The 17,773-nt window shown below is 65.9% G+C and carries 21 protein-coding genes and 1 rRNA gene; 10 read left to right on the top strand and 12 right to left on the bottom strand.

Annotated elements, in window-relative coordinates:
- Positions 1-13: 13 nt before the first annotated feature.
- The gene (locus GO488_RS16945) at positions 14-1,936 is read right to left on the bottom strand and encodes a beta-CASP ribonuclease aCPSF1 (protein ID WP_162319040.1); all 1,923 of its coding nucleotides are present in this window, start codon (positions 1,934-1,936) and stop codon (positions 14-16) included.
- Positions 1,937-2,145: 209 nt separating this feature from the next.
- Between GO488_RS16945 and GO488_RS16940 the strand changes: the two genes are divergently transcribed.
- Positions 2,146-2,319 carry a DUF5786 family protein gene (locus tag GO488_RS16940; protein WP_135304644.1) on the top strand — a complete coding sequence of 58 codons (174 nt, stop codon included), beginning with the start codon at positions 2,146-2,148 and terminating at the stop codon, positions 2,317-2,319.
- Positions 2,320-2,486: 167 nt separating this feature from the next.
- On the opposite strand, the gene GO488_RS16935 is transcribed toward GO488_RS16940, so the two are convergent.
- From GO488_RS16935 to GO488_RS19730, 3 genes are all read right to left on the bottom strand, one after another.
- The gene (locus GO488_RS16935) at positions 2,487-2,825 is read right to left on the bottom strand and encodes a glutaredoxin family protein (RefSeq protein ID WP_162319039.1); all 339 of its coding nucleotides are present in this window, start codon (positions 2,823-2,825) and stop codon (positions 2,487-2,489) included.
- 73 nt (positions 2,826-2,898) lie between these two features.
- Positions 2,899-3,132: a BolA/IbaG family iron-sulfur metabolism protein gene (locus GO488_RS16930; protein ID WP_162319038.1), complete on the bottom strand. Its 234-nt coding sequence runs from the start codon at positions 3,130-3,132 to the stop codon at positions 2,899-2,901.
- A gap of 109 nt (positions 3,133-3,241) precedes the next feature.
- Positions 3,242-3,418, bottom strand: a complete 177-nt coding sequence (locus GO488_RS19730) for a hypothetical protein (protein ID WP_164509656.1) — start codon at positions 3,416-3,418, stop codon at positions 3,242-3,244.
- A gap of 77 nt (positions 3,419-3,495) precedes the next feature.
- Between GO488_RS19730 and GO488_RS16925 the strand changes: the two genes are divergently transcribed.
- A complete protein-coding gene (locus GO488_RS16925; RefSeq protein ID WP_162319037.1) occupies positions 3,496-3,885 on the top strand; it encodes a thiol-disulfide oxidoreductase DCC family protein in 390 nt (129 codons plus the stop codon).
- Between the two features lie 48 nt (positions 3,886-3,933).
- Here the strand turns inward: GO488_RS16925 and GO488_RS16920 are convergent, their stop codons facing one another.
- Positions 3,934-5,394 carry a lipase maturation factor family protein gene (locus GO488_RS16920; RefSeq protein WP_162319036.1) on the bottom strand — a complete coding sequence of 487 codons (1,461 nt, stop codon included), beginning with the start codon at positions 5,392-5,394 and terminating at the stop codon, positions 3,934-3,936.
- A gap of 69 nt (positions 5,395-5,463) precedes the next feature.
- Positions 5,464-5,874, bottom strand: a complete 411-nt coding sequence (locus tag GO488_RS16915) for a CoA-binding protein (RefSeq protein ID WP_162319035.1) — start codon at positions 5,872-5,874, stop codon at positions 5,464-5,466.
- A 212-nt stretch (positions 5,875-6,086) separates the two neighbouring features.
- On the opposite strand from GO488_RS16915, the gene GO488_RS16910 reads away from it, so the two are divergent.
- A complete protein-coding gene (locus tag GO488_RS16910; protein ID WP_162319034.1) occupies positions 6,087-6,377 on the top strand; it encodes a HalOD1 output domain-containing protein in 291 nt (96 codons plus the stop codon).
- A 19-nt stretch (positions 6,378-6,396) separates the two neighbouring features.
- Here the strand turns inward: GO488_RS16910 and GO488_RS16905 are convergent, their stop codons facing one another.
- From GO488_RS16905 to GO488_RS16895, 3 genes are read right to left on the bottom strand one after another with little or no spacing between them, the layout of a single operon-like run.
- A complete protein-coding gene (locus tag GO488_RS16905) occupies positions 6,397-7,410 on the bottom strand; it encodes a patatin-like phospholipase family protein (protein WP_162319033.1) in 1,014 nt (337 codons plus the stop codon).
- Entirely contained in the window at positions 7,403-8,266 is an 864-nt protein-coding gene (locus tag GO488_RS16900; protein ID WP_162319032.1) for an SDR family oxidoreductase, read from the bottom strand. Before GO488_RS16900 ends, GO488_RS16905 begins: the two co-directional genes overlap by 8 nt.
- A gap of 59 nt (positions 8,267-8,325) precedes the next feature.
- A complete protein-coding gene (locus GO488_RS16895; protein ID WP_162319031.1) occupies positions 8,326-9,513 on the bottom strand; it encodes a sugar-transfer associated ATP-grasp domain-containing protein in 1,188 nt (395 codons plus the stop codon).
- A 292-nt stretch (positions 9,514-9,805) separates the two neighbouring features.
- Here GO488_RS16895 and GO488_RS19725 point away from each other — a divergent pair, with 292 nt between their 5' ends.
- Positions 9,806-9,982, top strand: coding sequence for a DUF7331 family protein (locus tag GO488_RS19725; RefSeq protein ID WP_164509655.1), 177 nt, complete (start codon positions 9,806-9,808; stop codon positions 9,980-9,982).
- 473 nt (positions 9,983-10,455) lie between these two features.
- Here GO488_RS19725 and GO488_RS16890 read toward each other — a convergent pair whose 3' ends face one another.
- A complete protein-coding gene (locus GO488_RS16890; RefSeq protein ID WP_162319030.1) occupies positions 10,456-10,812 on the bottom strand; it encodes a winged helix-turn-helix transcriptional regulator in 357 nt (118 codons plus the stop codon).
- A 139-nt stretch (positions 10,813-10,951) separates the two neighbouring features.
- Here GO488_RS16890 and GO488_RS16885 point away from each other — a divergent pair, with 139 nt between their 5' ends.
- Positions 10,952-12,373: an FAD-dependent oxidoreductase gene (locus GO488_RS16885; protein ID WP_162319029.1), complete on the top strand. Its 1,422-nt coding sequence runs from the start codon at positions 10,952-10,954 to the stop codon at positions 12,371-12,373.
- A gap of 15 nt (positions 12,374-12,388) precedes the next feature.
- On the opposite strand, the gene GO488_RS16880 is transcribed toward GO488_RS16885, so the two are convergent.
- Both GO488_RS16880 and GO488_RS16875 read right to left on the bottom strand, forming a co-directional pair.
- Positions 12,389-13,609: an iron-containing alcohol dehydrogenase family protein gene (locus tag GO488_RS16880; RefSeq protein ID WP_162319028.1), complete on the bottom strand. Its 1,221-nt coding sequence runs from the start codon at positions 13,607-13,609 to the stop codon at positions 12,389-12,391.
- The gene (locus tag GO488_RS16875) at positions 13,606-14,574 is read right to left on the bottom strand and encodes a ring-cleaving dioxygenase (protein WP_162319027.1); all 969 of its coding nucleotides are present in this window, start codon (positions 14,572-14,574) and stop codon (positions 13,606-13,608) included. The genes GO488_RS16880 and GO488_RS16875 overlap by 4 nt, the downstream gene beginning before the upstream one ends.
- 124 nt (positions 14,575-14,698) lie before the next feature.
- Between GO488_RS16875 and GO488_RS16870 the strand changes: the two genes are divergently transcribed.
- The 5 genes from GO488_RS16870 to GO488_RS16850 form a co-directional block, all read left to right on the top strand.
- On the top strand, positions 14,699-14,896 hold the full coding sequence (locus tag GO488_RS16870; protein WP_162319026.1) for a hypothetical protein: 198 nt from the start codon (positions 14,699-14,701) through the stop codon (positions 14,894-14,896).
- The gene (locus GO488_RS16865; protein ID WP_162319025.1) at positions 14,893-15,741 is read left to right on the top strand and encodes a beta-keto acid cleavage family enzyme; all 849 of its coding nucleotides are present in this window, start codon (positions 14,893-14,895) and stop codon (positions 15,739-15,741) included. Before GO488_RS16870 ends, GO488_RS16865 begins: the two co-directional genes overlap by 4 nt.
- A 745-nt stretch (positions 15,742-16,486) precedes the next feature.
- Positions 16,487-16,723, top strand: a complete 237-nt coding sequence (locus tag GO488_RS16860) for a UPF0058 family protein (RefSeq protein ID WP_162319024.1) — start codon at positions 16,487-16,489, stop codon at positions 16,721-16,723.
- A 123-nt stretch (positions 16,724-16,846) separates the two neighbouring features.
- Complete coding sequence (locus tag GO488_RS16855; protein WP_162319023.1) at positions 16,847-17,143, top strand: translation initiation factor eIF-1A; 297 nt, start codon at positions 16,847-16,849, stop codon at positions 17,141-17,143.
- A 555-nt stretch (positions 17,144-17,698) separates the two neighbouring features.
- Positions 17,699-17,773 (top strand): 16S ribosomal RNA (locus tag GO488_RS16850); the annotation flags it as partial.

Below are 17,773 nucleotides of genomic sequence, written 5' to 3'. Positions count from 1 at the left end.
CGAGACGGCCCGTTCAGACGAAGCGGAACGTCTCGAGGTTCTTCGGGTTGAACGTCCGCATGTTGAAGTTCTGGTAGAGCGCCGAGGAGAGCTGGTTGGTCGAGCTCTCGTCGCCGTGGACGCAGAGGACCTTCTCGGGCCGGGGATGCATCGTCTCGACGAACGTCTCCAGTCCCTGCCGGTCGGCGTGACCGGAGAAGCCGTCGACCGTCTCGACGGCCATGTTCAGGCTCATGCGCTCGGCCCGGGGGCCGCTGGTGTCGCCGAGCGAGATCTCGTCCTGGCCGCGCTGGATCTGCCGTCCGAGGGTCCCCTCGGCCTGATAACCGACGAAGACCATCGTGTTGTCCGGGTCCGACCCGAGCAGGCGGAGCCACGACATGACGGGACCGCCCGTGACCATCCCCGAAGTCGTGAGGATGATGGCGGGCTCGCCGTCGGCGATGTCCTGTCGCATCTCCTCGCCGCCGTCGACCTGCTGGAACTGCTCGGCGAGGAACGGGTTCTCGTCGTCGTAGAGGATGCGGTTCCGCAGGCTCTCGCGCAGGTACTCGGGATAGGCCGTGTGGATGGCCGTCGCCTCCCGAATCATCCCGTCGAGATACACCGGCATCGTCGGGATCTCGTCGTTTCGCATCGCCTCTTCGAGGACGAGCATCAGCTCTTGGGAGCGGCCGACGGCGAAGGCGGGGATGAGGATATGGCCCTCCTCCTCCTGGGCTTCGTTGATGACGCGCTTGAGCACGCGCTCGGAGTCAGCCTGGTCGGTCTGGTAGTCGTTCTTCCCGCCGTAGGTCGATTCGAGGACGAGCGTCTCCACGCGCGGGAAGTCGTTGACCGCGCCGTCGAGCAGGCGAGTGTCCTTGTAGTGGATGTCTCCGGAGAACGCGACGTTGTAGCGGCCCTCGCCGATGTGGAAGTGACACACCGCGGAGCCGAGGATGTGGCCCGCGTTGTGCATCGTGAGCTTGATATCGGGCGCGATGTCGGTGACGTTGCCGAACTCCAGCGGGATGGTGTGTTTGAGCGCGTCCCGGACCTGCTGGCTCTCGTAGGGCGGGGCGCGGCCCTCTTTGGCGGCCACGTCCAAGTAGTCCAGTTGGAGCAGCCCCATCAGGTCCCGCGTCGGCGCGGTGGTGTAGATCGGCCCGTCGTAGCCGTACTTGAACAGGATGGGGATGAGCGCCGAGTGGTCGAGGTGGGCGTGAGTCAGTACGACGGCGTCGATGGAGTTCGGACCGGCGGCGAGCGCCTCCGGAACTTGAAGGTACGGCACCTCGCCCGCCGCGCCGGGCTTGTCGCCGCAGTCGACGAGGATGCGCGACTCGGGCGTCGAGAGGATGAAGGAGGCCCGCCCGACCTCGCGGCAACAGCCCAGCGTCGTGAGTCGGACCCAATCGTCGTCGGCGGTCATCGGCCGGTTGATCTGCCGGCCGACGCGCTCTAGGATGTCCCGCCGGTCGTCGCGCTCCTGTTTCAGGAAGTTCCTGACGTTCGAGACTGTCGAGGACTCCATCGGGGGCGTGCGGACGACCTCGGGCGTCCAGCCGACGCCGGCGGCGATCTGGTCCAGCGTCTCGCCGTGGCGACCGATGACGCGACCGGGTTTCTCGGCCTCGATGAACACCTCACCGGTCGACGAATCGAAATCGAGGTTCTGGACGCCCGCGTCCTCCGGAATCGTCTCTTGGATGCGGGCTTCGGCCTCGGCCTGCGGGACCAGCGCGTCCGGCGTCGGGCGGACGTTGATGCGTTTCCGAAGCGTCTGTGCGAGGTTGCGGACGATGCCGTCGCGGTTGGCGATCTCTCGTGCGTCCGGCGTGTAGATGACCAGCTCCGGCCCCTCGAAGGTGACCGACGAGATAGTGATGTCCTCGGGTGTCTCTGCTTCGACCTGTGCTTTGATCTTCTCGAGCGCCTCGTCTGCCGTACTCATGGATGCGGAAATTACGATTGAAGACAGCAGCCGTCGGAGAACAACGGCTATCGAATGTCGTTACCTAATCGATACGCGAGCACGGATAAGAACCTTTGCTTCCAGACGCCGGCCGCGAAATCACCCGATTTCGACCTGTGATTCGGTACCAAACGCACACGAGCGTCCCTATCGTCCGTTTTTAGTGGCTCGCGTCCGGACTGTCACACATGGGTTTTGGTAGCTACGACGAGTCCGAGCAAAAGGACCAGGACGTGGACACCGACGAGGACGACGGCGTCGCCGTCCACGAGAACGACCACGACGGGAGCGTGTCGTTCGACACCGAGGCGTCGACGAGCGACCTCGTCGACCGCCTCGGCGAGATGAAAGACGAGGAGTAGCGAGAGTCCGACTCAGGGGCGGACTCTCGACGAAACGGAGCGGAACGATCCGAAGAGGAGTGAGGTCCTCCTGGCAGAACGACCGACGTTCGTGACCGCCCGCTTCGTCCCCGCTGTTTTCGAACCGGACAGCGACAGCTCCGCGCTGTGCGAGTAGACGGCGACGCCTACGCGTTCAGCGTCGCCCGCAGGTCGCCGTTCTCGTCGAGCTGTTCTAAGATGTCGCTACCGCCGACGAACTCCCCGTCGACGAACGTCTGGGGGATCGTCTCGCGGCCGCTGTACTCCGAGAGGGCCTCGCGGTAGGCCTCCGTCGCGGTGAGGACGTTCACCGTCTCCACGTCGTCGCGGTACTGCTGGATGAGGCCGACGGCCTTCCGGGAGTAGCCACACTGGGGCATCAGCGCGGTCCCCTTCATGAACAGGGCGACGTCGTTGTCCTCGATCGTCTCCTCGACCTTCGTCTGGACTTCCTCGCGGGACAGCTCCTCGGGTTCGAAGCTCATGACTGACCGTAACAGGTCGGGAGTGAAATGGCTACCGCCGCGACCCGCCGTCCGCTCGCCGGTCGAACTCCGCTCACTCGGGCGTCGACGTGGTCAGTTCGATGGCGTGGATGTCGCGCGTGAGGTGCTCGCCCAGCGCGTCGTGGACGAGCTGGTGCTGGTCGACGAGGGACTTCCCCTCGAAGGCCGGCGACACCACCTCGACGGCGTAGTGCTTGTCGTCGTCGGGGTCGCGGGGCGTCGTCACGGTGGCGTCGGCGTCGGGAATCTCGGACTCGATGAGGGCCTCGACTTCGTCGGCGTTCATGTCGGGGCGAAGAACGCCCGCGAGGAAAACGGTTGGCTTCCCGCGCTCGCCGTTGTCGGGCGGCGATTCGACGCGTCGCCGGTCGAGGACCGTTCACGCGCCGACCAGTTCACTCTCCGACCCGGATCTCCCGCCCGATACCCGCCGCCAGTCCCGCGACGCCCGCGACGGCGAGGGCGACGCCGGCGACCCAACCCGGCGTCTGCGGGACCGCGAGCGTCGCTATCCAGAGCCCGGCGACCAGCGCGAGGCCGCCGGCGACCACCAGCCGGACGAACCGCTCCATGTCGATGGCTGTCGCCAGCGGCCGGAAAGCTCTGTCGGTGGCGAAGTGGTTTGAGGCTGGCGTCCCTCTCTCCGAGTATGAGCGACGCGACGCTCGTCTACGACGACGACTGCGGCTTCTGTACGTGGTGGGCCGAGTTCATCGCCGAACGGTCCGACCTGCGTCTGGTCGGCTTCTCGGAACTGGACGAGGACCTCCGCGCGCGCCTGCCCGAGGACTACGAGTCGTGTTCCCATCTGGTCACCGACGACCGGGTCTACTCCTGTGGGGCCTCCATCGAGGCGGCGCTCGTCAGGACGGAGGCGGGGAGGCCGGCCCGTCCCGTCGCGGACTTTCTCGGACAGTTCGGCGAGTACGAGACCCTCCGCGAACGAGGCTACCACTGGGTGGCGGACAACCGCGGAACGCTGGGAAAAATACTCTCGAAGACGCCGCCGGCCCGGCGGGAGCGGTCCGGAAAGCGTTGAGACCGCGACCGCGGTTCCGTCGCCGCGCGCCGCTCGGTCCGCGGTCGCTCAGCGACCCCAACGCAGGCGCAGGTCGTCCGCACTCACTGGATTCACGTACGCGCCCACGCGCTCGCGCGACCACCACTCCCCGGTCTCCCGTCGCTCCTCGGGCGTCGTGAATCGGTACCGGTAGCGCACCGCGCGGACGTGCTCGGGTGTGGTCCCCGAGAAGGGGTCCTCGGCGAGCAGCGACAGCGTCGCTTCGTCGGCCGAGAGAAGCCGCTCTAGGAAGGCGGGGAACCACGGGCTGCGACGCGGCGACCGGCGCATCGCGGCGAACCACAGCTGCCAGTCGAGGCGGTGGTGGTAGGGCGCGACCTGCCGGGGTCGCTGCGTCGGGTCGGTGGGCTTGCCCTCGAACTCGTAGGTCCGCCACTCCGTGTCCTCGGTTATCGTCTCGTCGGTCGTCCCCTGCACGACGAGCTCGTAGCGGTCCCGCGTTATCGATCCGAACGCGCCGTAGGTGTTGACCAGCGACAGCGGGTCGAAGGAGGTGTTCATCACCTGCGTCTCGGAGAGCATGTTCCCGACCGGGCGGACGCTGCGCGCGAGGACGACGACGGCCAGTACGATGGCGAGGACCTGCAGGTACAGCGGCGGATCGGCAGCGGTCGGCGCGGAGACCGGGGCGAGCGAGGCGAGGACGCCGTCGCTGAACGCGGCGATAGCCTGCACGATCGTCAGCGCGTTCAGCCACGAGAAGTTCCCGGTGAGCATGAGCCACCCCTGGAAGCCGATCGTCGCCGCGCCCGCGACCGAGGCCCACGGTTGGGGAGCGAAGTAGAGGAACGGCACCGCGAGTTCGACGACGTGGTTGCCGAGTACCTCGACGCGGTGGAATCGGTCGGGGAGGTGATGGACGTACCAGCTGAGCGGGTTGGGGATCGGCTGGGTCTCGTAGTGGTAGTCCATCGCGGTGAGGTTCCGCCAGACGTCGTCGCCGCGCATCTTGATGAGGCCCGCGCCGAACATGTTGCGGAACAGCACCCACTTGATGAGCCAGACGACCGCGACCGGAGGGCCGCTCGGTCCGGCCCCGAGGAACACCGCCAGGAAGCCGGTCTCGAGCAGCATCGACTCCCAGCCGTAGCCGTAGAACGTCTGGCCGGCGTTGACGAACGAGAGGTACAGCCCCCAGAGGACGAGCCACAGCGCCATCGACGCGGGGACGGCGTAGGGGGCCGGGAGCCAGTAGGGACCGGCCGCGAGCGCAACCGCGGAGAGGGCGACCCCGCTCCAGGCCGCGATACCGATGACGCGGTCGCTCGGATAGTAGTAGAACAGGCTCGGCCGCTCGCGGAACGAGCTCCGCTCGACGTACTGGGAGATCGGGAGGAGCCCGCTCTCGCCGGCCAGCGGCCGGAACTGCGTCGCGGCGACGAGGAAGGCCAGCAGGTAGATGACCGCGAGCGACCGCTGGAAGAGGAAGCGGACGAGCCAGTAGCTCTCGGGAAGCCACTCGACCATGCCCGGTGGTGACTCCGCGACGCTGTTATGGATACCGGTCGGACGGAACGACTGCTGGGATGCGCTCCCCTACGCCTTCAGCTGCTGGTGCGTCGGCTTCATACAGCGGTCCTGCACGACGCGGCGGCCGGCCCGCTCCGCGCGCGCGACGGCGTCGTCGTCGTGGATATTCAGTTGGAGCCAGATCACCTTCACGTCGTCCCGTTCCAGCGCAGCGTCGACGATCTCGCCGACTTCCTCGCTCGGCCGGAACACGTCCACGATGTCGATCTCGCCGGGGACGTCCGCGAGCGAATCGTAGGCTTCCCGGCCGAATATCTCGTCGGCGAAGGGGTTGACCGGGACCACGTCGTACCCCTGGTCGAGGAGGTACTTCGGTATCTCGTGGGCGTCCTTCCCGGGCGTGGCGGAACACCCCACGACAGCGACGCGGTTCAGGTCTAATATCTCGCGGAGTTCGTCGTCGTCGGTGACGGGCATACGCCAGCGTAGGCCGCGGGCGGACAAAACAGATGCGGCGGGACGCTCGGCCTAGTGGAAACTAACTGAAGACCGCTCGGAGAGCGATTACGATTACTTGGAGCCTATATAGGAGCCACATCTGCACAACCTTCTAAGCAGTAGGCGGTTCAACTCGGACTGCGGGACGTTTCGGAGTTCGCGGTGCGACAAACGTGTGACGAGGCCATAGTATGTCAAACGACGAGATAGAGATCGACATCGGCGATTTCGACGAATCGAGCAGCCGCGCCTGGGGGGCGAGCGACGAACCGACGGCGGCGATCACGGACGCGGTCGCGGCGGAGACGGATCGCGCGGCGAACGAACTCCCGCCGCTGAACGAATACGTCGAAGCGGACGCGCTGAACGCGCTACTCACCAGGTCGGGTCGCGGCACCGACGTGCAGGTGTCGTTCACCTACGAGCACGTGCGGGTGACTGTCGATAGCTCCGGCTACCTGTTCGTCCAGGCGCGAGAGTGACGGGCGCGCCGACGCTTCGTCAGGGCTCTCTTCTCGGATGGTCAGCGAGGAACGTCTCTGCGCGTTTACGCCCCAACCGCCGTAGCTCCTCGACGAACCGGGGGCTGCGGTCGACCTTGGTCGCCGAACGAAGCTGCTTCCCCAGCTGGATCCGGCGGACGGCCGTGTGTGTGAACTGGCCTTCGGGGAGGGTCCCGTCCTCGACCCACTCGTTGACGCGTTCGATGAAGCGAAGCTCCTGGTTGAGCGAGAGATTTCCCGACAGCTGATTCCGCCTGTCGGCGATGGCCTCCGCGCTGCGCGGCTCCCCCTCGAAGGTCTGTGGATTTATCTGGACGATCCACAGTTCCTCGGGCTTCCGGGCCGGCGGGACGTGCATCAGGTCGTTTATCGGCGGGTTCTGCGAGAACAGGCCGTCCCAGTGGAGGTGGCCGTGTATCTCGACGGCCTCGAAGAGGTCGGGGACCGCGGCCGACGCCAGCACCGCATCGACCGTGACCTCCTCGTTAGTGAACGTCTCGAAATACCCCTCGTTGACGTTGACCGTCCCGACGACGAGCTCCGGCGCGTCGGCGGTACAGAGGTCGGGAACCGCTCCGAAGTCGATGTGACGCTCCAGTATCCCTCTAATGCGGTCCTTGCCCGTCTCGGGGCCGGGAATCTGATACGGCGTCACGTGCGGGAGCGGGAACCCCGCCCCCTCCAGCCGGCGGATACCCGTTATCCAGTCGTTCGCGGCCCGGTCGGTGGGGTCCGTCGCGGCCAGTTCGTCCCACAGCGACGCGAGCAGCGTCCGCGCCCGTTCCGGGCCGTCGGTGAGAAGGCCGTACCACGCCGCGAGCGCGTTGAACGCGCCGCCGGACGTCCCGCTGATACCGACGAGGTCGAACCGGTCGTCCCAGTCGGCCAGCAGCGCTCGGAGGACGCCGGCGGTGAAGGCCGTGTGGCTCCCGCCGCCCTGACAGGCGATAGCGACTCGCGTCGGCGCGTCATCGGAGCGGTCCGGTGAGCCGCTCTCCGCCTCGTCACTCATACGTGTGCGTGTAGCCCCCGTCGAACAGCAAGTCCGCGCCGTTGAGATGCTTCGCGTGCTTCGAGAACCCGAAGACGAAGAGGTTCGCGACCTCCGCCGGCGTCATCATCTCCTTCGTCCGGGCCTGTCCGAGCATCACGTCCTCGACGACCTCCCGTTCGGAGAGGCCGCGCTCGGCGGCGGTGTCCGCTATCTGGTCGACCATCAGCGGCGTGAGCACGTAGCCGACGCTGATCGAGAACCCACGCAACGTCCCCTCTCCTTCGGCGGCGATGGCACGGCTCAACCCCCTCACGCCGTGTTTAGCGGTGATGTACGCCGGCTTGTCCTTCGTGGCGTAGTGGCCGTGGACCGAAGACATGTTCGCGATGGCACCGACGCCGTCGTCCGTCTCGCGGATGTGGGGCATCGCCGCCTGTGCCGTCTTGAACGGCGCGCGCAACATCACGTCCAATAAGAGGTCGTACTTCTCCATCGGGAACTCCGGGATGCTCGCGATGTGTTGCATCCCCGCGATGTTGGCGACGAAGCGGACGTCTCCCTCCTCGGCGGCGGCGTCGACGACGGCCTCGACGTCCCCGTCGTCGGTGAGGTCCGTTTCGACGCCGTGGAACGTTCCGGGAACGTCGCAATTCGCGGCGACGTCGGCGGTCTCGTCGAGCCCGTCGGCGTCGACGTCGGCCCCGACGACGGTGAGTCCGTTCGCCGCCAGCGCGACGGCCGTCGCGCGGCCGATTCCGGAGGCCGCGCCGGTGACGAGCGCCACGTTTTCCGAGGCGAAATACGGGTCTTCGAGGACGAGAAAGTCCGTCGCGGTCAGTTCGGGGGCGCTGAGGTCGAACTCGGAGTCAGTCACGGGACATCACTCGTCCGGACAGTCGTCCCGAGGGACATTAACTCTCGTCCCCGGGCGGATCACAGAACGTCGTGGTGCTCGTAGAACCGTCTGACGCGCGGCTCGTCGAGGACCTTCGATTCGATCTGGGTGTTTATCATCCCGGGCGAGGAGTTCAGTTCCAGTATCTCGAACCCGTCGTCGGTCAGCAGGACGTCCCAGCCGACGTACGGGAACTGCGGGTACGCTTCGGCCATCTCGGTGATTCCGTCCGCGACCGCCTCCCAGTTCGGAACCGTGCGTCCGGCGAGACGAGCCCCGGTCGTCGGATGTTCGTCGTACCAGTCGACGCCGATCGGCGGCGATTTATCGCCTATCTTGGCGGCGTAGCGCATCTCGCCGGTATCGATATCTATCCCCGCCTGAATTCCGCCTTGACTGAGGTTATCCAGCGGCGCGGACTCCTCCGTGCCGACGCGGAGGTGTGCCCACGCGATGAACGGTTCGTCGGCCTCGTAATCCCACATCGTCACGACGCGGATCGTGTTCGCCGAGCCGGGAAAGAGCTCGTCGAGAAACGCCGACTGTTCTGAGAACTCCGTGACCATGTACATCTCCAGATCGTCGAGAAGCGAATCGAAGCGCTCCTCGGTGTACGTCGACCCGTTGATCGAGTACCCGTTCGAGGTATCGTCGGCTCGGACCACGTACACCCCCAGGCCGCCGGACCCCAGCAGCGGTTTCAGCACGACGGCCTCCTCTTCTTCGAGCAGCGTATCGACGTACGTCCGCGCGTCGTATCGCTCGAAGTGCTCGATGGTCTCGGCGTCGTCGAGGGCCGGCGTCTCTGACTCGCCTTCGTACGCGGGGTGGCGTCGAACCTCGCCCCCTTCTAAAACCCCGAACAGCGTCGGCAAGTGCTCCTCGAACGGGAGCATGAGGAGATGTGCGGTGAGTTTGTTGTCCATCTCGTCTTTCCACGGTTCGTTGATGTCGTAGGACCGGAACTCCTGATAGTCGGAGAGATACTGGTCGTAGTTCTCCTCGGTGACGTCGAACAGGCCGTCGAATCGACTGGTGAACCCGCGACGCCACAGCCACAATCGTCGGCTCATCGGTATCGATACCCCACGCCCGGTCTTCAGCTCGATCTTCGCCATGGCGAGCGTCGCGTTGATGCGGGTAGAGAGAGACTGATACGCGGACTTCACTCCGTGGAACGACCGCTTTATCGCGCGGGTTGCGAGCGAGGTGGACTCGGAGGACATTCTCTCGGAAACTGATAACGGACCGCATTAAGTGTTATCATTATGGTATTTAGTCATGTCGAGAACCTATCGTAGCGACGTTCCTCGGTTTCATCGGTATCACCATTATTTCACTTTCCGAAATGACGGTGCGATACAGTGAACTCCCCGGGAGAACGCGAGTCGAGGGACGTCCCTGTCTCGGGTGAACTCCACCCGCAGATACATGGTAAGTACCTGGTTACCCGGGGTCTAAGACGGTATAGCCGGTAGATAGTAATGGTACGTCCCGCTGTAGACGTAGTCACGACAGATGTCCACCAACACGAGCGAGACCGAAGACAGGTACGCGACGACCGGCCCGAACACCGAACGCTTCGACCGGTACCAACACGTCACCACCGGCGAGGACTCCCTCATCTACGACATCGAGATCGAGGACGCCTGGATACAGTCCCCGGTCTCCGTGAGCCTCGACGAGTGGCAGTAACCGCGGCTCCGCGGGAGAGACACTGCCCGCCACCGACGCGTCGGCCACGGATTCACCGGTCGCTACCGACGTATCGAGCGCTTCTCCTCGCCCGCGCCCCTACGGGCGAGACAAACAATAACTATCCGATCAGCGGCGGCCGCGTCGGACGGATCCGAGCGGCGGTCGCTGGCTCCGTCCGACCGTTCCGCGGCGGCTTGACGCTTCGTAACTCCGGTGGAACGACGGTCCGCGCGACTGGTTCCGGACCTCGATCTCGCTCGTGGCGGTCTGTCTCTCGGCTTTTCGTTCGCGCCGCGTCGTTCGGTCCCCGGTTACGTTCCCATCGTTTCGACCGTCTCACCGCGTTTCGTTCGATGATAACTTCCCGAGAGCGGGTTATGAGGGGTATAATCGAACGGTCGAAACGGTCTCCGTCGCACGCCGGTTCGTCGGCGGGGCCCGCGGGCGGTCGGCGCGTGCGAGCGCCGCCGTCACTGTTCGGGTGCGCGGAGGTGTTCGGCACCCCACTCGGCCATCGCGGCGATGACCGGTTCCAGCGACGCACCGCGGTCGGTCAGCGAGTAGTGGACGCGGAAGGGCTGTTCGCTGATCACCTCTCGCGCGACGAGCCCCTTCTCCTGGAGGTCCTCTAAACTGTCCGAGAGCACCTTCGAGGAGATACCGTCCACGTCGTCTTTCAGCTCGTTGAACCCCGACGGGCCACCGTCGAGCAGCCGGTGGACGATGACCGGGTGCCACTTCTTTCCCACCAGCGTCGCCGTCGTGGTGATCGGACACCACTCTTCGCCGGCGCACCAGACTTCCAGTCGCTCGGACGAATCGCTCATACGTCCCGTACTCGCCGCGGCGACTAATCGTTACCCGTGGTAACTGGCTAACGAGTAGTAACTACTTCCCGCCGGGACCGGTGACAGCAGCGCCCCGATTCGCTCAAAAGTTACGTAGCTAGCGGCCGACAGCACTCCCATGTCAGCGCCATTCGTGGTCGTCGGCGGCGACGCCGCCGGCCTCAGCGCCGCCAGCAAGTTCGCTCGCGAGAACCCGGACGGCGACGTCGTCGTCTTCGAACGCGGGCGGTGGGTCTCCTACGCGCACTGCGGGACGCCGTACTACGTGAAGGGCGAGGTCGACCGACTCACCGACCTCCTCTCGCTGTCGCCGGACGAGGTCGAGGACCGCGGGATCGACCTCCGCCGGGAACACGAGGTAGTCGCCGTCGACACCGACGCGCGGGTCGTCACGGTGGAAGGCGACGGCGGCGAGTCGTTCGAACAGCCCTACGGCGACTTGCTCGTCGGAACCGGCGCGCGCGCCGTCACCGACCCGATTCCGGGCAGTCGGCTGGACATGGTCTTCACGATGCACGGACTGGACTCGGCGGCGGCGGTACGCGCGGCGCTGTCGTCCCCCGGCGAACGAGCCGTCGACACCGACGTCGAGTACGTCGACGCCGAACTCGTCGAGGCGTACGCCGACCGGGAACCGCCGGAACGGGTCGCCGTGGTCGGCGGCGGCTACGTCGGCATCGAGATGGCCGAGGCGTTCCACGCGCACGGGCTGGAGACCCACCTCTTCCAGCGTTCGTCGCACCCACTGCCGCCGTTCGGCGAGGCCGTCGGCGAGCGGGTGGCAGAGCACCTCCGCGAGCGGGGCGTCGAGCTCCACCTCGATACCGCCGTCTCCGAACTCGCCGGCGAGGACGGCGTCGAGGCCGTCGTCCACGAGAACGGGCGCGTCCCCGTCGGCCTCGCGCTCGTCGGCGTCGGCATCGAACCGAACACGGAACTGCTCTCGGAGACGGCGGTCGAACTCGGCGAGTCGGGAGCCGTCGCCGTGGACGGATACGGCCGGACGAGCGTCGAGCACGTCTACGCCGCCGGCGACTGCGCCGAGGACCGCCACGCCGTCACCGGCGAACCGACGTGGGTGCCCTTGGGGCTGACTGCCAACCGCGCCGGGCGTGCCATCGGGCAGACGGTCGCCGGCGATCCGGAACCGGTCGGGGACGTGGCGGGGACTGCCGTCGTCAAGGCGCTCGAACTGGAGTGCGGCCGCGTCGGGTTCGTCGGGGACGAGGCGGCCCGCGACGCCGGGTTCGAACCGGTCTCGACGACGATCACGTCGGGGTCGCGCTCCGGATACTATCCCGGCGGCGACGAGACGACGGTAACGCTGACGGCCGACCGGGGGACGGGGAGAGTCCTCGGCGGCGCACTCGTCGGCCGTGACCGGGCGGCGATTCGCATCGATACGCTGTCGACGGCGCTCGAATCGGACCTCACGGTCGCGGAACTCGAACGGCTGGACCTCGCGTACGCGCCGCCGTTCAGTCCCGTCTGGGACCCCGTCCTCGTCGCGGCGAAGGTCCTCCGCGGCGAACTGGACTGAACGCGAGAACGCGGGCTACCACGCGGCGTCCAGTACCGATTCGATATCCTCGCGCGTCGGTTCCAACCCCGGCGGGGCGTTGGCCATGAACGAGTCCGACAGGACGGCCTCGGCGACCGCCGGGAACTCCTCGGGGGACGGGCCGTCAACGTCGCGGAGGCGCGTCGGGAGGGAAAGCGCCGCGGCGACGTTGGCGACCGCTTCGACGACGGCCGCGGCCGGGTCCTCTGTGTCGGCCGTGCCGAACGCGTCCGCGAGGAGGTCCCGCCTGCCGTCGACGCGGTCGAAGAGGTAGTCGAGCGCGTGCGGGGCGACGACGGCGTGGGCGGCCCCCTGTTGCATTTCGTACGTGCGCGTGAGGCCGTGGCCGAAGGAATGGATCAGCGAGAGCGTCGTCCCCTCGGCCCGGGAGATGCCGTACTGGACGAGCACCAGCCCGCGAGTCAGCGTCTGGTACACCCAGTCCGTCTCCTCGCCGTCACCGAACGCGAGCAGCCCCTCCCGTAGCAGGGAGAGTCCGCGCATCGCCGTCGCGTCGGTGACCGGCGTGGCGTTGCGGGCGTACAGCGTCTCGATACCCTTGTCGAAGCCGTTCATCGCCGACCCGGCAAGGACGCTTCGAGGGGTCGTCGCGACCAGTTCCGGGTCGTAACACACCGCAGCGGGCATCAACTTCGGGTCGGAGATACCGCCGCTCACCGCCGACTCGACGGGACAGGTCCCGGGGTCGGCGGTGACGCCCGCGACCATCGTGAGGTCCGCCCCGGCGAGCGTCGTCGGGACGGCGACGATGGGCGGGAGCTCGGTATCGGGAACCGAGAGAGTCCCGGTTTCGACGAGTTCCGCCCCGACCGCCTCGGGATCGCGCTCGGTCGCTACCAGCACCGCGAGCACCTTCGCCACGTCGAGGCTACTGCCGCCGCCGACGCTGACGATCGCGTCCGCGTCGCTCTCCCGAAACGCCGCCAGCGCGTCGATGGCGGTCCCGAGTCGCTTCGCCGGCGTCGTCCCGGCGAACACGTCGGCGAGCCGGTCGCCGAGTCCTTCCTCGATGGGGTCCATCACCGCCGCCGTCTCGCCGACGGTCGACCCGGTGACGACGAGCGCCCGGCTTCCGTCGTGTGCGGCCACCTCCGAACCGAGGTCGGCGACGCAGTTCGGCCCGTAGCGGAGCGCGGCCGGGTCGTACTCGAAGCGGAAGGGCGCGGCGCGGTCGTCCGCGGCTGCGTCGGTCATTCCGTCGACTCGCTCCCGTCCGGAATCGTCGGCCCGTCGAAATCGGGGAGCTGCCGTTCGATGGTCTTCCGCTCGTCTTCCAGCCACTCCGGGAGCGCGAGCGAGGTACCGAGTTCGTCGACGGACTCGTCGGCGGTGAATCCCGGCTCCATCGTCGAGATCTCGAAGAGGACGCCGTTCGGCTCGCGGGCGTACAGCGCGTGGAAGTACGCCCGGTCGATGACCTCGCTCGGGCGCAACCCCCGTTCGAGGTATTCGTCGCGGAACGCCTCCAGCGCCTCGACGTCGTCGGCTCTGAACGCGACGTGATGAACCGTGCCGACGCCCATTTGCCCGTACTCGTCGTCGGTCTCGACGAGATCGACCACCGACCCGAACCCGCCGGCCGCGCTCCGGTAGCGGTGACGATCGCCCTCGGTCGCCTCGTGCTCGTAGCCGAACATCTCGGTGAGCAGCTCCGCAGTCGGCTCGACCGAGGGAACGGCGAGCGTGACGCTGTAAAACCCCCGTAGCTGGTGTTCCGCGGGCACCGGACTATCGGTCCACGGCACCGCGTCCGTTTCGGCGTCCGCCGCGATCAGTTCGATGCCGATGCCGTCCGGGTCCTCGAACTGCAGGACCGTCTCGTCGAACCGCTCGGTCCGCTCGACCGCGACACCGTCTGCGTCGAGGCGCTCGGTCCAGTACCCGACCGAGTCCTCGGGGATGAGATACGCGGTGTCCCGCGTCTGGCCCGCGCCGAAGCGGCCCTCTCGCCCCTCGCTCGTCCACGGGAAGAACGTGATGTTCGTGCCGGGCGTCCCCTCGCCGTCGCCGAAGTAGAAGTGATACGTGCCGGTGTCGTCGTGGTTGACCGTCTTCTTGACGAACCGGAGCCCCAGCGTCCCGACGTAGAAGTCGGCGTTTCGCTGCGGATCGCCGGCGATGGCCGTGACGTGGTGAAGCCCAGGTATATCGGGTGCCATGCGTTCGGTTACGACGTCGCGGCTTGTGTCCCTTTCCTCACTCCCACGTCACCCGGGGACGTCGGTGTAACTACGTCACCGATGGCAAGTGAACTGTTAACACGAAAGAGCCGGTATCCGCGCTATGCCCTGTCCGTACCTAGAGTACCGCGAACGAGACGGCGAGCAGTCGTTCGATACCGCTCGCGCGTTCTGTGCCGTCGCCGGCGAGTTCGTCCAGCCGATGCGCGCCGACGTCTGCAACGACCGGTACGCGCTCGACCACGAGCACCACTGCGAGATATACCGCGCGCACGCCGAATCGGGCGGTGAGGGCGAGTGAGCTACGAGACGTACCTCGCCGGCGACCCGGTCATCGTCACGGCGGCGCTGACCGGCGGCGTCCACGGCAAGGAGGCCAACCCGAACGTTCCGGAGACGCCGGAGGAGATCGGGCGGGCGGCGGGAGCGGTCGAGGCCGCCGGCGCGTCGGTCGTCCACCTCCACGCGCGCCGGCCGAACGGGGAACGGAGCTTCGAGACCGAACGCTTTCAGGAGATCGACGACGCCGTTCGCCGGCACACTGACGACGTCGTCATCCAGCACTCGACCGGTGGGACCGGCGCGCCCGAGGCCGACCGGCACCTCCCGCTCCGCACCGACCCGCCGCCGGAGATGGCCTCGCTCGACATGGGGCCGCTGAACCGCTACGACCACCTCACGAGCGAGAACACCCGCGGGCTAGTGGACTCGCTTCACGCCGAGATGGTCGACCGCGGTATCAAACCGGAACTGGAGGTGTTCAACGACGGTCACCGAAACGAGGTCTACGGGTTACTCGACCGCCGGAGCCTCGCCGATCCGGTCTACGCGACGCTCATCTTCGGCCCGGGAACGCTCACGCGCCCGCGCCCGGAGAACTTCCTCACCGCTATCGGTGACCTGCCCGACGGTGCGCTGTTCAACACGCTCGGGTTCGGGCGGCACCAACTGCCGTTCGCGGCGATGGGACTCCTGTTCGGCGGGCACGTCCGCGTCGGTCTCGAAGACAACGTCTACTACCGTCGCGGCGAACCGGCAGAGAGCAACGTGCAGCTCGTCGAACGGGTCGTCCGCCTCGCCGAGGAACTCGGCCGCCCGGTCGCGACCACCGACGAGGCTCGCTCGATACTCGGACTAGACGGCTGAGTCCGAGAGTCGGCTCACTATCGACGCGCGGTCGGGGACAGGACTTACGCCCCGACGGCTCCAACTGACCGTATGGGCGAACTGCGCTGCCGGCGCTGTGACGAACCGTTAGCGACCGGTCTCTTAGCGACCGGGCAGCGACACTGCTGTCTCAACGCCACGCCGATCGCCGGTGCCTGTCCCACGCACGGGCCAGTAGCACCACACGATGCCGTCGAAAAATAACGACCGCGCTTCGGTCTCTCGGGGAAACCGAGTGGCTTACGCGACGATACCCGCAGCAGCGATGAAGGACCATCGCGTTCCGCTCTCCGTCTCCCGCTCTTTCGATGCCGCTTTCGTCTCGTCTCGTGGGTGTTTCCAGTTCATGGTAGCTCTCCCTTCGCGGCCGACGCTGAAAAGTATTTGCATGTTGATACTTTGTCGTGGTCGTTCATGCATAACTGGCGTACCGAGAACAGGGGAGAGACGAACGCAACCGGACGATAAATCCTGCATATCGATCGGGTGCCGCGATCACGGAAACGAACCTATTCGACGTCGAACCCTGGGGATTCGTCGAAGATGCCACCGAGATGAGCACGATATGCCTGGAATCTTCGGTCCTCTCCGCTCGGTGTCATCGACGATCGGTAACGACACATGCAAAGTAGCGGAACAGCGCTCCAGAGCGCCCCTCGGGCTTATCTTGGTAACAAGTGGCAAGATAATACTATAACCCCTCGTCTGTTAGCCCGTACTATCCATGAAGAAGCAGGAGCTCATCCACCTTCACAGCCTGCTCGCACAGGTACAGCACAGCTACGAAGCCGACACAGGCTCGGAAGTGGAACACGACGAGTACGCCGAACTCGGCGTGAAGCCGACCTCGATCCACAAGTCGAAGACAGATCACAAAGACGCCGTTTTCGCGCTCGCAGACGGACTCACGTCGGACATGGCCGCCGAGAGCGACGAACCGCTCACGCTCACTGCCGACTGAGCATTCTCACGCAGATCACGCAGACATCCCTTCTACCCGATAGCTCCCGCTATTTCGACCTCGCGTGGTACACGGTATCGGAACTCTCAGTTCACTTATACGGTTCGGAACCGTAGTTCGCCTGTGAGTGAAGATTCAGGGCGACGGAACCTCCGCATGCCCACAGACGACGAACTGTTCGCGGTCGTAACTGAACACCTCGGCGGCAACCACGTTCGCATCCGCTGTGAGGACGGCGAGACCCGCCTCGGGCGCATCCCCGGCCGGATGAAGTTCCGAACGTGGATCGAACAAGACGACATCGTCCTCGCCGAGCCGTGGGACTGGCAAGACGAGAAAGCCAACATCGAGTGGCGATACAAGGGCCAGGACGCGGACCAGCTCCGCGCCGAAGGCCACATCGACTCCCTGACCGCCTGATCGACCTATTCTGCAGTCACGCGTCGTAGTCTCGTAGCGACTGGTTATATCAGCGGTAGCGCACGGTCTTCCGTCTTCAGCAGTCCGCTTTGGGACGTGCCGGCCTAGCCATCTATAGAGCTCTCTAGAGCGCTATTAGCAATCTGTAGGCTCGCTCGCTCTTGATCCAATTCTTATCAAAATTCAGAATAGTGTGAATTTACTACCTCTTTCAGTCAGGTACCGGTGCCGCATTGCGATTCTTCATGTGATGGCTTCACGTTACGTGTGCGGCGTGTGGGGTCTGCACAGGGCGGCTCTGAGACGAGTCATTTATATGTCCCCCTCCCATCGGATGAAATGCGAAGGTCGCCCCGGGTCGCCCGGGGTGACACGGCCCGCCGCGATCGCGCGGCGAGCCACTAACCCATGAGGATTCCACCCCTGCGGTCCGCCGTCAAGATGGAATCTGATGTGAGCCCACGGACCCATACAGTAGTCACCATCGACGTAGGAGTCGATGGGTTACGCTTCCGACGGAGTGCAACCACTTCCGCCGCTGATGTATATCAGCACATTCCGGTTGATCCTGCCGGAGGCCATTGCTATCGGAGTCCGATTTAGCCATGCTAGTCGCACGGGTTCAGACCC

The sequence above is a fragment of the Haloarcula limicola genome (assembly GCF_010119205.1).
Taxonomy (GTDB): domain Archaea; phylum Halobacteriota; class Halobacteria; order Halobacteriales; family Haloarculaceae; genus Haloarcula; species Haloarcula limicola.
The sequence above is the reverse complement of the archived record's forward strand: the minus strand, read 5'-3'. Positions and strand labels throughout refer to the sequence as shown.

What these genes read in the sequence shown, in the direction of transcription:
- GO488_RS16930 (WP_162319038.1), bottom strand. Translation starts at nt 3,132, where the DNA reads ATGAACGCCGACGAAGTCGAGGCCCTCATCGAGTCCGAGATTCCCGAC.
- GO488_RS16940 (WP_135304644.1), top strand. Translation starts at nt 2,146, where the DNA reads ATGGGTTTTGGTAGCTACGACGAGTCCGAGCAAAAGGACCAGGACGTG.
- GO488_RS16860 (WP_162319024.1), top strand. Translation starts at nt 16,487, where the DNA reads ATGAAGAAGCAGGAGCTCATCCACCTTCACAGCCTGCTCGCACAGGTA.
- GO488_RS16925 (WP_162319037.1), top strand. Translation starts at nt 3,496, where the DNA reads ATGAGCGACGCGACGCTCGTCTACGACGACGACTGCGGCTTCTGTACG.
- GO488_RS19725 (WP_164509655.1), top strand. Translation starts at nt 9,806, where the DNA reads ATGTCCACCAACACGAGCGAGACCGAAGACAGGTACGCGACGACCGGC.
- GO488_RS19730 (WP_164509656.1), bottom strand. Translation starts at nt 3,418, where the DNA reads ATGGAGCGGTTCGTCCGGCTGGTGGTCGCCGGCGGCCTCGCGCTGGTC.
- GO488_RS16895 (WP_162319031.1), bottom strand. Translation starts at nt 9,513, where the DNA reads ATGTCCTCCGAGTCCACCTCGCTCGCAACCCGCGCGATAAAGCGGTCG.
- GO488_RS16885 (WP_162319029.1), top strand. Translation starts at nt 10,952, where the DNA reads ATGTCAGCGCCATTCGTGGTCGTCGGCGGCGACGCCGCCGGCCTCAGC.
- GO488_RS16915 (WP_162319035.1), bottom strand. Translation starts at nt 5,874, where the DNA reads ATGCCCGTCACCGACGACGACGAACTCCGCGAGATATTAGACCTGAAC.
- GO488_RS16870 (WP_162319026.1), top strand. Translation starts at nt 14,699, where the DNA reads ATGCCCTGTCCGTACCTAGAGTACCGCGAACGAGACGGCGAGCAGTCG.
- GO488_RS16875 (WP_162319027.1), bottom strand. Translation starts at nt 14,574, where the DNA reads ATGGCACCCGATATACCTGGGCTTCACCACGTCACGGCCATCGCCGGC.
- GO488_RS16920 (WP_162319036.1), bottom strand. Translation starts at nt 5,394, where the DNA reads ATGGTCGAGTGGCTTCCCGAGAGCTACTGGCTCGTCCGCTTCCTCTTC.
- GO488_RS16910 (WP_162319034.1), top strand. Translation starts at nt 6,087, where the DNA reads ATGTCAAACGACGAGATAGAGATCGACATCGGCGATTTCGACGAATCG.
- GO488_RS16890 (WP_162319030.1), bottom strand. Translation starts at nt 10,812, where the DNA reads ATGAGCGATTCGTCCGAGCGACTGGAAGTCTGGTGCGCCGGCGAAGAG.
- GO488_RS16905 (WP_162319033.1), bottom strand. Translation starts at nt 7,410, where the DNA reads ATGAGTGACGAGGCGGAGAGCGGCTCACCGGACCGCTCCGATGACGCG.
- GO488_RS16945 (WP_162319040.1), bottom strand. Translation starts at nt 1,936, where the DNA reads ATGAGTACGGCAGACGAGGCGCTCGAGAAGATCAAAGCACAGGTCGAA.
- GO488_RS16935 (WP_162319039.1), bottom strand. Translation starts at nt 2,825, where the DNA reads ATGAGCTTCGAACCCGAGGAGCTGTCCCGCGAGGAAGTCCAGACGAAG.
- GO488_RS16880 (WP_162319028.1), bottom strand. Translation starts at nt 13,609, where the DNA reads ATGACCGACGCAGCCGCGGACGACCGCGCCGCGCCCTTCCGCTTCGAG.